This is a genomic window from Psychrobacter sp. SHUES1 (genome assembly GCF_001652315.1).
In the GTDB taxonomy this organism is placed as follows: domain Bacteria; phylum Pseudomonadota; class Gammaproteobacteria; order Pseudomonadales; family Moraxellaceae; genus Psychrobacter; species Psychrobacter faecalis.
In genome coordinates this window covers 1-12,269 of sequence record NZ_LXWA01000085.1, presented here as the reverse complement: position 1 = coordinate 12,269, position 12,269 = coordinate 1, and the positions used below count along the sequence as shown (strand labels likewise).

Annotated in this window: 12 protein-coding genes and 1 pseudogene; 8 read left to right on the top strand and 5 right to left on the bottom strand. The window is 42.7% G+C overall.

Features of this window, described 5'->3' with window-relative positions:
• Window positions 1-92, top strand: a pseudogene (locus A7325_RS13800) (IS1 family transposase); the annotation flags it as partial.
• A 133-nt stretch (window positions 93-225) separates the two neighbouring features.
• Here the strand turns inward: A7325_RS13800 and A7325_RS11105 are convergent.
• The 3 genes from A7325_RS11105 to A7325_RS11095 form a co-directional block, all read right to left on the bottom strand.
• Window positions 226-543: a hypothetical protein gene (locus A7325_RS11105; protein WP_068408144.1), complete on the bottom strand. Its 318-nt coding sequence runs from the start codon at window positions 541-543 to the stop codon at window positions 226-228.
• A gap of 186 nt (window positions 544-729) precedes the next feature.
• Window positions 730-1,410: a lipoprotein-releasing ABC transporter ATP-binding protein LolD gene (gene lolD, locus A7325_RS11100; protein ID WP_068408142.1), complete on the bottom strand. Its 681-nt coding sequence runs from the start codon at window positions 1,408-1,410 to the stop codon at window positions 730-732.
• A gap of 51 nt (window positions 1,411-1,461) precedes the next feature.
• Window positions 1,462-2,697: a lipoprotein-releasing ABC transporter permease subunit gene (locus A7325_RS11095; protein ID WP_068408140.1), complete on the bottom strand. Its 1,236-nt coding sequence runs from the start codon at window positions 2,695-2,697 to the stop codon at window positions 1,462-1,464.
• A 461-nt stretch (window positions 2,698-3,158) separates the two neighbouring features.
• Here A7325_RS11095 and A7325_RS11090 point away from each other — a divergent pair, with 461 nt between their 5' ends.
• A complete protein-coding gene (locus A7325_RS11090; protein WP_068408146.1) occupies window positions 3,159-4,139 on the top strand; it encodes a hypothetical protein in 981 nt (326 codons plus the stop codon).
• Between the two features lie 107 nt (window positions 4,140-4,246).
• On the opposite strand, the gene A7325_RS11085 is transcribed toward A7325_RS11090, so the two are convergent.
• Window positions 4,247-4,636: an SCP2 sterol-binding domain-containing protein gene (locus A7325_RS11085; protein ID WP_068408139.1), complete on the bottom strand. Its 390-nt coding sequence runs from the start codon at window positions 4,634-4,636 to the stop codon at window positions 4,247-4,249.
• Window positions 4,637-5,513: 877 nt separating this feature from the next.
• On the opposite strand from A7325_RS11085, the gene ccoN reads away from it, so the two are divergent.
• The 6 genes from ccoN to A7325_RS11055 all read left to right on the top strand — a co-directional run bounded on the left by ccoN (window position 5,514) and on the right by A7325_RS11055 (window position 11,685).
• Complete coding sequence (gene ccoN / locus A7325_RS11080) at window positions 5,514-6,995, top strand: cytochrome-c oxidase, cbb3-type subunit I (RefSeq protein ID WP_068408137.1); 1,482 nt, start codon at window positions 5,514-5,516, stop codon at window positions 6,993-6,995.
• A 9-nt stretch (window positions 6,996-7,004) separates the two neighbouring features.
• On the top strand, window positions 7,005-7,643 hold the full coding sequence (ccoO, locus tag A7325_RS11075) for a cytochrome-c oxidase, cbb3-type subunit II (RefSeq protein WP_068408135.1): 639 nt from the start codon (window positions 7,005-7,007) through the stop codon (window positions 7,641-7,643).
• The gene (locus A7325_RS11070) at window positions 7,643-7,825 is read left to right on the top strand and encodes a CcoQ/FixQ family Cbb3-type cytochrome c oxidase assembly chaperone (protein ID WP_068408133.1); all 183 of its coding nucleotides are present in this window, start codon (window positions 7,643-7,645) and stop codon (window positions 7,823-7,825) included. Before ccoO ends, A7325_RS11070 begins: the two co-directional genes overlap by 1 nt.
• Window positions 7,822-8,967, top strand: coding sequence for a cytochrome-c oxidase, cbb3-type subunit III (ccoP, locus tag A7325_RS11065; RefSeq protein WP_068408132.1), 1,146 nt, complete (start codon window positions 7,822-7,824; stop codon window positions 8,965-8,967). The genes A7325_RS11070 and ccoP overlap by 4 nt, the downstream gene beginning before the upstream one ends.
• Window positions 8,968-9,492: 525 nt before the next feature.
• On the top strand, window positions 9,493-10,905 hold the full coding sequence (ccoG, locus tag A7325_RS11060) for a cytochrome c oxidase accessory protein CcoG (RefSeq protein WP_068408131.1): 1,413 nt from the start codon (window positions 9,493-9,495) through the stop codon (window positions 10,903-10,905).
• Window positions 10,906-11,103: 198 nt separating this feature from the next.
• Window positions 11,104-11,685 carry a FixH family protein gene (locus tag A7325_RS11055; protein WP_068408127.1) on the top strand — a complete coding sequence of 194 codons (582 nt, stop codon included), beginning with the start codon at window positions 11,104-11,106 and terminating at the stop codon, window positions 11,683-11,685.
• A gap of 63 nt (window positions 11,686-11,748) precedes the next feature.
• On the opposite strand, the gene A7325_RS11050 is transcribed toward A7325_RS11055, so the two are convergent.
• Window positions 11,749-12,269, bottom strand: a 521-nt coding sequence (locus A7325_RS11050; RefSeq protein WP_156508546.1) for an IS982 family transposase, incomplete at its 5' end; no start/stop codon positions are given.

Sequence of the window (12,269 nt, the reverse complement as noted above, 5' to 3'; positions counted from 1 at the left end):
TTCGAAAGACCTGTTGTTTCTCTAAGAAGCTCGATAATCACTTCAAAGTGTTTGATATGGTGTTCTTTTACATCAATTATGGTTACGTCTGATGCCGGCATACTTTTTAGAACACCACCTAATTATTAATAATCGATCTTGTCGCGTCAGTCATCTTATAGAAATAGCAGCATTTTATAAAGATAGAAATGTCTTATAAAATCATTGCCCAATTCGTAAGCGACCTTATAACTCGCCTTCTTCCTCTTTATGCTTGTCGATAGCGTTTTTAACATTGTCGGTAAGGTTGGCATCCATCACAAATATATCTATCACTTTCTCATCTTTTAACAGCGTATAGCGCTTGCCAGTCGCACTATCTTGCGCCTTTAAATCGTAATCTGCACCCGCTAAGGTAATTGAGTCAAAAACCGGCGTCAGCAAGTCTATTTGTGCTTGTCTATCAATGGTGTCAAATAGCGTCGGATCCATATAAGGCTTTAGTGGTTCGTTACCTTCTTCGGCGCTACCAAACGCTTCAATCGGATCATCATTTTTATCCATCTCATCATTCCTTATTTATCATTCTATCTACTTGTTAAAGCTGCTAGATACAGTCTGTTTTTTTCGTCGTTTTTATCATTAATTTTTATAGTCAGTAACTTTTATAAAAAAGCTAACCGTATCATGCTGCTGCTCAGTAACAGCAGTTCTACAGTTTATTGAAAAAAAGTATTAAAAATAACGCCTTTAGTAATCTTCCCAATGCCCATTGCGGAGTAGGAGCTGACGGTCAGCAAGGGCTGCCAAACTACGGTCATGCGTCACCATCAATAGCGCGGTTTGCATGGTGCTTTGTAGCTCGGATAACAGCCCAAACACGCTTTGCGCGTTGTCATAATCCAAGTTACCAGTCGGCTCATCGGCCAAAATAAGTGATGGTTTGGTCACAAGCGCGCGAGCAATCGCCACACGTTGACGCTCACCGCCTGATAGCTCACCGGGTCTGTGGGCCAAACGATGCTCCAAACCGACACTTTTTAAAATATCTATCGCTTGTTGACGTGCCTCGGTCGTCGATACTTTTGGACGCATCAGTAGCGGCATAGCGACGTTTTCAACAGCAGTAAACTCTGCTAATAAATGGTGAAACTGATAAATAAACCCTAAGTGCTTATTACGCATCGCCCCGCGCTCGGTCTCATTCATACTATTTAACAGCTGTCCATGTAGCCAGACCTCCCCGCTACTGGGGGTATCCAGTCCGCCAAGCAAATGCAGCAAAGTGCTTTTCCCCGAACCACTGGTACCGACAATCGCAATGCGCTCACCAGCATTGACAGTCAAATCTAGACCGGTCAATACTTGTGTGCTCACCGCCCCTTCATCATAAATTTTATTAATATTGGTCGCTTTTAAAATTTCAGACATGGTACTTCCTTTGTTTTATTTAGCATAGCATTGACGATTGACGCCTGTAGATTACTCGTAACGCAGCGTTTGCGCAGGCTGAATTTTCGCCGCTCGGCGCGCTGGATAAATGGTCGCCAAAAAGCTCAGTATAAATGACGCACTGGTAATCAGTACCACATCGGTCAAACGCAGCTGCGATGGCAGATAATTTACAAAGTAAGCATCAAACAAATTGAGGCCAAAGGTTTGATTGATAAAACCCAAAATATCACTAACGGTCAGGGCAAAGATAACACCAAGTATCGTGCCCGCAATCGTACCGATAAAGCCAATAACGATGCCCTGTACCATAAACACATGGGTAATCAGACGCGGTGAAGCGCCAAAGGTTTTTAAAATAGCAATGTCTGCTTTTTTGTCGGTGACTAGCATCACCAAACTTGAAACGATATTGAAAGCGGCAACAAGGATAATTAAAAACAGCAGCAAGCCAACCATGGCTTTCTCCATTTGGATGGCACCAAATAGGTTGCCGTGCGTTTGTGTCCAATCGCTAGGATAAAGCTTGTCAGGCGCAATAGCAGCCGCTTTTTGGGCCGCCATTGGCGCATTAAAGATATCGTCAAGCTTCATACGTATGCCCTGCGCACCCTCTGGTAGACGCAGTAATTTTGCCGCATCACCCATCGGAATAAACGCCATTAGGCTATCTACCTCGGGACTGATGGTAAAAATACCTGTTAAAGTAAAACGCTTAAAGCGCGGTATCACACCTGCTGGCGATGGCGACGCTTCTGGCAGCACCAAGGTCACTTTATCACCTAAGCGCAGCCCCAAAGACTGCACCATCTCTTCACCAAGCACAATACTGAACTCACCGTTTTGCAGCGTATCAATACTGCCTTCTACCATGTGCTCGTTGATGATAGAAACGTTTTTCTCATACTCTGGATCGACGCCGGTGACCATAATCCCAGCCACTTGACCGTTGGAGGTCAGCATACCTTGCAGCTGAATAAAGGGTGCGACGGCAGCAACTTCGGGATCTTCTTTAATTTTATCGGCCACCTCTTTCCAATCACCGATAATCTCGGTTGAAATTACCGTCGCTTGTGGCACCATACCCAAAATACGTGTTTTGAGCTCGCGATCAAAACCATTCATGACCGATAGCACCGTAATCAGTACCGCCACGCCAAGCGTCAGACCAATCATTGAAATCAGCGAGATAAAGGAGATAAAACCATTACTACGCTCTGCTCGGGTGTACCGTAAGCCGATAAATAACGCTAAAGGACGAAACATATTCAAACTCTTTATCTTATCTACGTGCGACTTTATTTATGTTATAAAATCCAATGCAGCAACCGCCTTTTAGTATGACACTCACTAAGGCTGTTGCCGCAAAAACATATCAATCGAACAAAAAACAGGGGATTATGAGCAGCAAAATACCGCTGTCAAAAGGGAGCTAGTTTGACACAATTTGACTTATATGTGCCAGTCATTAGCGCAAACTGCCGGTATTTTTTAATAAAAACTCAACTTTTCATATTATTTTTCACGAGGGGCTTGCTATTAGTTGCGTCTATACCTATATATTGTATGCTAAGGACAATTGTCACTAACCCCTCATTGTTGTTTGTTGCCTCTTTACTGACGACATTGCTGGTTATCATAAACCAATCCGTTCATATATTGGATAATGGTCAGCAATCACAGTTTTAGACCCAAACTTCATGGCTGACTTAAGTTTGAGTATATTCATGACCATTAATTATCAATATAAAAACATCCAATCTCCCACCAAAATTACCTTAACTGACGAGCAATCTGCTGGACACGCCGATCATTGGCGCATTTTGACCGATGACATGAGTCAAGACGTACCAGAATGGCTGCAAAAGATGATTGAAAAAGCGGCCATGCCGAAAGGGCTCAACAGCAATGTCAGTGCCAAAGACAGCTGCTTATTGCTATCTGAAGACCAGCCTTGTCATATCAATCAAGTGCTGGCGATGAAAGATGGCAAGCCTGAATGCTTTATCAACGCCTACCCTTGTGTCGATAGCCCTTATGGTTTGACGTGCAAAATCGAGCGCATGATTGTCAATGACAACACTCACGATGCGGTCTTGCGCTTACGCACCGCTGATGGCAGCATTATTTATGCTTTCGACCAGCTATATACCGCTAACCGTCATTTATATCAGCAAGATACGGCTTATTACGTGAACTTTAGTGCGTGGGCGCATGAGATTAAGCTGAGTGAACAAGACGAAGTGATTATGGTCGAAGACCAAGAAGCCATTCGCTACCATCGCGCCTTTAACGACATCGTCGCCGCCAACGATGGAAAAATGCCTGACGATTTACAAGAGCAAATCAAAGCGTGGCAGCCTGAAACCAATGAACAAATGGCGCCCGTCGAGATTAATCTTGGTCATATGTGCGCGTATTTGTTCGGCGATACCATAGGGCAAGAAGACGAAGCGTGGTGTCAAGGTCAGGTGCTTGGTAAGCAAGAAACACTATTTAATGGCCAGACCATCATCTTATTTGATGTGGTGGTACTGCGCGAACAAGATGCAGACCCGTTTGTCATTCGTATTGGCGCACCTAAAACCGAAACCACCGCTGCTATTGAAGTGCATGATTATGTACAGGCCAATATCTGGTTACAAGCGGCGATTTACAAAGAAAATCAAAAACCACAAACAACTGCGCAACAATCAAAAGCCAGCTAATTCAGCAATTAAGTTACTATTAAACTTTTCGATAAAAAAGCCCTTAATTCATATTAAGGGCTTTTTTTATGCTAAACGTTATTGATAAAAAAATGAAAAACAGGCCATTAAGCTAAGGTAGTCATTGACTTGATATTACTATAAAGCTCTTTTTGCTCCGCACTTGGGCGCGCGGTTTGTACTGCCATCAATTGTGACATATCGCCTTCGACACGAATTTTACCGGCCATAAAAGCGCCCATGATTTCATTGGTATCAAAGTTGGTAATGATAGATTGCAGCAGGCTACGATCCAACAATAAGGTTGTGGTTGCCTTATCATTCAAACCGCGATGTAGTAAGCCGTCAGCAAAGCTTGCTTCAATATCTTGTTCCGTATCGGTGACTTTTAAGTTCACCACCATATTGGCAAGCGCTGGTGGTAAATTTAATTCACCGGCTTCTTGACCCATTTTCTCAACTTGCTCAAACCATTCGTCTGTCAAAAAAACTGCCATATTATTATCCTTAATACCTATTATTTATGAGGTTATTTATGAAGGTAGGCTTGTGCCAGCATACGGCTAAGCCTAACCACTATTTAAAAGTTCAAAATATTCGTTAATATCAGTATAAAGCACTTGGTTAGCGATAATACAAGGTGTCATTATAAGGGGCGATTCGATGATAAGTAAAACCTATTTATAGCGCAAATGCTGCTATTGTTACAAAACCACCGCTTAATTGTATTTTTTGCGCCAAAAAGCACTATCTTTTTTCACCCCTAGAATAGTAGGGAAATTGGGTATAAAATAGGTGTATAACGCTGTAAGATTATATCGTTAGTAACTATTTTTACCAAAGAGTTTGTATTTTGGCGCATAGTTCTGATGATATTTGATTAGGTTTGCGTTACAATACCCTTAAACAGAGTCGGGAGTTTTAACTAAACATTACGTAAACATGGTTTTTGTCAGCCGCCGCTAGCATACATTGATGGTGTACAAGTTTTTTATCACCAATTGAATATTAGTATTTATCTTCGTTCATACTGGCTTTTTAGCAGTAATAATTAAGATACATACTCAGCCTCAATAGATGTTTGATGCTCAAGGAAGGCACATTGTCTTATCAAATTTAACCGTTTATTATTTATTAATCATTCTATTATCGTCTAACTGTGAGCGCAGTGCGTTTATATCGCCGCTCTCAACTCAGCAGTAACCGCTGAACATTAGCGTAGGATTGATTTAATCGTAAATAAGGTATCGATAATAAGATTTGGCAAAAACAACATGTACCGCAACCATAATCTGCTTATAATTTTTTATAATATAGAGGCCGCGGAGAGTTAGTTAATTCTGTTGATAATTCGGGCTGTAAAGGAATCATCCAATGAGTTTACAAAACACAGCAGTCGCCCCAATTGACCGTGAGTATGAAATCACTGTCGTAAGATTCTTTACGATAATGGCCGTGATATGGGGCATCGTCGGCATGAGTATTGGTGTGTTCATTGCTTCACAGTTAGCATGGCCAGCACTAAACTTTGACATTCCATGGCTGACATTCAGTCGTCTAAGACCGCTACACACTAACGCGGTTATCTTTGCATTCGGTGGCTCTGCCCTGTTCGCAACCTCTTATTATGTGGTACAGCGTACCTGTAAGACGAGACTATTCGCCCCTTATTTAGCTTGGTTTACCTTTTGGGGTTGGCAAGCGGTTATCGTCGCAGCGGTTATTACTCTTCCTTTAGGTCTGACATCGACCAAGGAATACGCTGAGCTTGAGTGGCCAATCGATATCTTGATTGCTTTGGTATGGATTTCTTATGCCATTGTGTTCTTCGGTACGCTCATCAAACGTAGAACTTCACACATTTATGTGGCTAACTGGTTCTTTGGCGCATTTATTATTACGATTGCTCTACTGCATATCGTAAATAGTATGGCTATCCCTGTTAGTGCGTTTAAATCTTACTCATTATTTGGCGGTGCGACCGATGCGATGGTGCAGTGGTGGTACGGGCATAATGCGGTAGGTTTTTACTTAACGGCCGCGTTCCTTGGGATGATGTATTACTTTGTTCCAGTTCAGATTGGTCGTCCTATTTATTCTTATCGTTTGTCTATCGTTCACTTTTGGGCATTGATTGCTTCATACATGTGGGCTGGTGGTCACCATTTGCATTATTCAGCACTTCCAGATTGGACGCAGTCTCTCGCAATGGTGTTCTCAATCATCCTATTTGCGCCATCTTGGGGTGGTATGATTAACGGTGTACTAACGCTATCAGGCAGTTGGGATAAGCTACGTACCGATCCGATCATTCGCTTTATGATTGTGGCATTGTCGTTCTATGCTATGTCAACGTTCGAAGGTCCGATGATGTCTATTAAGACCGTCAACGCGTTATCGCATAACACGGACTGGACAGTCGGTCACGTACACTCAGGTGCACTTGGCTGGGTTGGTATGATTACGATTGGTTCGCTATATGTACTGTTACCACGTATTTATAACAAGCCAAAAATGTACTCTATCAGCTTAATCACCACGCATTTCTGGTTAGCAACAGCGGGTACTATCTTCTATATCGTTTCTATGTGGATTTCAGGTATCGGCCAAGGCATGATGTGGCTTGCGACCAATCCAGATGGTACGTTGGTGTATAGCTTCGTTGATACCGTTGAGTTCTCACATTTCCCATATATTGGTCGTGCCTTTGGTGGCCTATTGTATGTATCGGGTATGGTTGTTATGGCCTATAACGTTTATAAAACACTTAAAATGCCAGAAGGTAAGCCTGTTGATATCGCAGATCCTACTGATCATGAACCTAGTGTTGATAAACCTTCGGCAGCTAACGTATAAGGAGCGATCATGTCTGGTACACCGCATGAAATTATTGAAAAAAATACAGGCTTGTTGGTTATCGGTATTGTTATTGCCATTAGCTTTGCAACGCTCGTTGAAATCGTACCGCTGATTTATGATAACAAGGGTCCTGAAGAAGGTGGGGTAAACGCTCCCCTTCCCGCCATGGAGCCATGGACCGCACTTGAGTTTGAAGGTCGTGACATCTATATTCGTGAAGGCTGTCACGTCTGTCATACGCAAATGGTGCGTCCATTGCGTGCGGAAGTTGAGCGTTATGGACCTTACTCACGTGCTGCTGAATCTACGTGGGATCATCCATTCTTATGGGGTTCTAAACGTACTGGTCCTGACTTGGCACGTGTTGGTGGACGTTATTCTGAAGATTGGCAAAAACAACATCTTATCGATCCACGCTCATTAGTACCTGAATCTGTAATGCCTGGTTTCCCTTGGCTTGCAACCAATGAAGTAAACGGTACCAATGTGCAAACTAAAATGCGTCTATTCCGTGATCAGTTTGGTGTGCCTTACACTGAAGAAGATATCGAAGGAGCGCCAGATGCGGTACTTGGCGCCACTGAGCTTGATGCTCTGGTTGCCTACTTACAGCAATTGGGTACCGCGATGGAAGGACAGCGCTAATGGGTATTGGTGAATTACAAACAATTGCGACCGTTTCTGCTTTTATTGCCTTCGTGGGCGTTGCATGGTGGGCGTATTCGCCAAAAAACAAAAAACGCTTCGAAGAAGATGCACAACTTGCGCTTGATGACAAAGATAAAGAAGCTTTGGCTGAAGAGCAGCGCAATAAGGATAAACGATGACATTTTTTTGGAGTTCTTGGATCACCATACTAAGTATTATGTGTTGGGCGGGTATCCTCGGCGTCTTACTAATGGTGTTGAAATACAAGCCAGAAGTAGAAGAAGACGGTACTACTGGGCACACTTACGACGGTATTCAAGAATACGATAAGCCACTGCCTAAATGGTGGTTAGTGATATTTTTTGGCTCGATCATTTGGGCTGTTGCATACTGGATATTTTTCCCTGCTATCTTTCCATCAAAATGGGAAGGTATCACGACTGTAGAAGTAGATGGCGAAACCGTGCCATGGACCTCGCATAACGAGTTAGCAAGCGAGCTTGAAAGTAATAATAAGGTATTTACCGATAACTTCGAGCAAAATATCTTGGCTAAAGCAGATGCCAGCGGAGCAACCAAAACGCTAGCAACGCTGTCTGAGATGCAAGCAACCATGCGTCGCAGTGAAACACCGCCAGCAGACTTGCAATCTCAGATTGATGAGAAAATTGCTGAGCTTGCACCGTACGTTGAAAAACTTGCTGAAAACCCGAATGCGCTAAAAGTCGGTAGTCGCTTGTTCTTACAGAACTGTGCTGTCTGTCACGGCTCTAATGCGAAAGGTGCGCTAGGCTATCCTAATTTGACTGACAATGACTGGTTATATGGCGGTGAAGCTTCACATATCCTAACGACGCTACATAATGGTCGTGTTGGTGGTATGGCAGCTTGGCGTGACCAACTTGGTGAAGATGGTGTGCGTGCAGCGGCTGAATATGTCTTGTCAATCTCTGGTAACCAACCAGGTTATGAGCTTGACCAAGCTAAAGTTGCTCAAGGTAAAGCCATTTTCCATGAGCCTACTAATTGCGTGCTTTGTCATGGTGAAGATGCTAAAGGTATGATCTCTACTGGGGCGCCAAACTTGACTGATAACATCTGGTTATATGGCGGCGATCGCGAAAGTATCCGTGATACCATTCGTTATGGCCGTGCCGGTGTGATGCCAGAATGGGAAACCAAACTAGGTAATGAGCGTATTATGCTGCTTGCTGCGTATGTTTATTCTCTATCAGACAGAACGCCTCAGCCTGCTAAAGCGCAGCCTGTTTCTGCCGCTGCTCCAAAAGCAGCCAAACCTGAAACGGCAGTTGCAAACTAAGCGCATTTAGTCAGTTGTATATCGTAAATAAGTGGTATTTAACAAAGGGAGAACTGTTATTGCAGTTCTCCCTTTTTAGTTATTTATCAGTTTTATGTTTTATTAATAAATTCTGCCTACGAGCAACTCGCAAAATCAAACTGCTGATAGATTTAATACGTTTTATGCTCTATCACCACTGGTTTTGATATTTATTAAGCTTAATAGTAATACGCTCTTCTTCTATCAATAAGTCGCAGAGTCGCAGAGTCGCAGATAAGTATTGCTTTTTAACATTCTCACCCCATTTATAGTAGGGAAACTGCTAAAATAGTAATCGAGTAGAAACACTATAGAGTCATCTATTTAAGCATATTTTAATCCTTTATTTACAATCGCTCATTTGGTAGCAAGCTTGAATACTTTTTTTGGTATGAGACTTGCCACTTACTGACATTGATAACATCGTACATCCATATACCCAGCTATTAAAGGTATTTGTTCATCATGCCAGCAGACTGATTCTTTTTTTAAAGAGGCACGTTTATGTCAGCACAACCATCCAATAAAATTCCTGTCGTTGAGGTGGATCTTAACGCCAATAAAAAACGCGTTCACCCTAGATTTATCACCGGATTTTACCAAAATATCCGCGTGATTAGCATGTATGCGTTATTGGCATTATTTTTGATTTTACCGTGGATAAGGTATAACGGCAGGCAAGCTATTTGGTTCGATGTGCCGTCGCAGCATTATTATATTTTTGGTATGACCTTTTTGACCCAAGATTTTTACTTTCTTGCGGTCTTTGCGCTTATTGCGGCTTTTGCGCTATTTATGGTGACGGTATATGCAGGACGGGTTTGGTGTGGTTATGCCTGTCCGCAAACCATTTGGACGCATATGTTCCAATACGTTGAAAAAATAGTGATTGGCGATCGCAATAAACGTATTAAGTTTGATAAAGAACCTATGAATGCTAAAAAAGTCTTCAAACGTTTCTTAATCTACTTTATCTGGTTTGTATTTTCGATGATTACGGCGATGACGTTTGTCAGTTATGTATCAGGGACAGAAGCTCTATATGGTAGTTGGCAAGTGTTAGGGGGTGTTATCCCCTTCCCTGACTGGTCAACGTGGATATGGGTATCGATATTTATTTTCGCTTTTTCAACTTACGTCAATGCAGGCTACATGCGTGAGCAGATGTGTATCCAAATCTGTCCGTACGGCCGCTTCCAAAGCGTGATGTTTGATAAAGATACCTTGATTGTTTCTTATGATTATGAGCGCGGTGAACCTCGCGGCGCCCGTAAAAAAGGCACCCATCCTGAGAATTTAGGCGACTGTATTGACTGTACGATGTGCGTGCAAGTATGCCCAACGGGTATCGATATTCGTGATGGTTTGCAGGTTGCGTGTATCCAGTGTGCCGCCTGTGTCGATGCTTGTAACGATGTAATGGATAAAGTTGGCTACCCACGTGGCTTGATTCGTTATACCACAGAGCGGCAATTGGTCGAAAAAGAGCCAAGCCGTGTATTGCGCCCGCGCTTTTTTGCTTATTTAACCTTGCTTGCGGTACTTTGTGGCGGTGTGGTTTATGCATTGACAGACCGCGTACCGTTAGAGATTGATATTCGCCGTGATCGTAATCAGTTGTCGTCATTGAACCAACAAGGCATGATTGAAAACAGCTATATCGTTAAATTGACCAACAAAACTCAAAGTGCGCACACTTATAAAATAAGCCTTGAGCCACAAAAAGGCTTGAGTTTAGGTGTACGCTTCAACGATGTGCCGTTAGAAGCAGGCGAAAGCTTTGATATGCCAGTCAGTATCTATGGCGACCCTGAGGTGATTGAGTTTGGTCAAACGCCGATTACTTTAACAGTAGCCAGCGAAGACGGTAAATATAATGTGAGTAAACAAAATATCTTTACCACTCAAGGGCAGTAATTATTGAGTATGTAGTTGCTTTTATCTATTCATCCGCTCATTAGTGGTGCTTGGTCAAAGGCTAATCATCACTGACTTGCGGGTGAAGTATTTATCATTAAACTGGCTGCTCTGAGCCGTCAGTTTATTTTTTGATAGCGTTTATAATAAGCTGACAAACCGCACTTTATAAACGAGTATCTGATTAATAGGTATGTTATGTCTAGTCCAGCACCGAACTTTAAGCATCAAGACAGCCAACCATGGTACAAAAACTATATGGTGGTTATCTTTGTCATTGGCATGCCAGCTTTTGTAGTAATCGCTTGCATTTGGTTTGTTTATTATTCTTATCAAATCCGTGATAGCGTGGTACGCGACGATTGGTATATGGATGGCAAAACCCTATATCATGACGTCTCTCGCGACAAGCTGACCTATGATTTAGATTTACATGGCAAGATGCAGTTTGCCGATAATGGCGATGTCGTGTTTTATCTCAATTATCCTGAGCAAAGCGTGCAGTCTGGTAAATTATTGAACGGTGAGCCTTTAACCTATCCTGACTCTTTAGAGTTGTCTATTTCGCACGCCACCGACATTAAAAAAGACCGCGATGCGGTACTCAAACATCAAGAAGGTAACAAGTACACGGCGCAAGTCGATTTGGATGACGTAAAAGGCAAGTATTATTTGCAAGTCAGTTATGATGGAAAGAATGATTGGCGTATGCAGGATGTGGCAAAATTACCACGCCCTGAGGTGAGTTTTAACCCTCTACCCGTTTTTGCCAAAAGTTAATTGTTAAGGTTAAATAAATAACCCCAGTTCGGGATAAGCCACATTGTAACTCATTGATACTATTTACAATGTGGCTACCTGCCCCTGCTGAGGCATGTTTTTGATGGTGGGTTTATAGGGAAACCAGCAATAAGCAATCAAACCTGACAGCAAGTTTGTGATAAACCCCGTGACACTACGATGGCGTGAGTGTTCAATTTGGCACAAGCTTTTAAGCTCTCCAAAAACCGTTTCAACCAAAGAGCGATGATTGAGTAGCGCCTCATCCATCGGCTTGAGTACTTGCGGTTTCATATTACGCCGAAGTTTGGTTATCAACGTGGTATCACTGTGTTTTGTGAGCCACGTGTTTAGTGTGTTACTGATGTATCCTCTATCACCAAACACCTTGCCAAACACAGACGTTGCCATATCCTTAACAGGCACTCTGTCATCGGTATTACCCGCAGTGACTTTAACAGATACAAGCTCGCCCTTATGATTGATAATGGCGTGCAGCTTAAAGCCATAGAACCAGCCCATGCTGCTTTTGCCTCGGGTTGCCATTCTTTCAAAGACTTTATGACGGTAGATACGCTTGTTAT

Coding starts and splice junctions, on each gene's coding strand:
- A7325_RS11105 (WP_068408144.1), bottom strand. CDS start 543: ATGGATAAAAATGATGATCCGATTGAAGCGTTTGGTAGCGCCGAAGAA.
- lolD (WP_068408142.1), bottom strand. CDS start 1,410: ATGTCTGAAATTTTAAAAGCGACCAATATTAATAAAATTTATGATGAA.
- A7325_RS11095 (WP_068408140.1), bottom strand. CDS start 2,697: ATGTTTCGTCCTTTAGCGTTATTTATCGGCTTACGGTACACCCGAGCA.
- A7325_RS11090 (WP_068408146.1), top strand. CDS start 3,159: ATGACCATTAATTATCAATATAAAAACATCCAATCTCCCACCAAAATT.
- A7325_RS11085 (WP_068408139.1), bottom strand. CDS start 4,636: ATGGCAGTTTTTTTGACAGACGAATGGTTTGAGCAAGTTGAGAAAATG.
- ccoN (WP_068408137.1), top strand. CDS start 5,514: ATGAGTTTACAAAACACAGCAGTCGCCCCAATTGACCGTGAGTATGAA.
- ccoO (WP_068408135.1), top strand. CDS start 7,005: ATGTCTGGTACACCGCATGAAATTATTGAAAAAAATACAGGCTTGTTG.
- A7325_RS11070 (WP_068408133.1), top strand. CDS start 7,643: ATGGGTATTGGTGAATTACAAACAATTGCGACCGTTTCTGCTTTTATT.
- ccoP (WP_068408132.1), top strand. CDS start 7,822: ATGACATTTTTTTGGAGTTCTTGGATCACCATACTAAGTATTATGTGT.
- ccoG (WP_068408131.1), top strand. CDS start 9,493: ATGTCAGCACAACCATCCAATAAAATTCCTGTCGTTGAGGTGGATCTT.
- A7325_RS11055 (WP_068408127.1), top strand. CDS start 11,104: ATGTCTAGTCCAGCACCGAACTTTAAGCATCAAGACAGCCAACCATGG.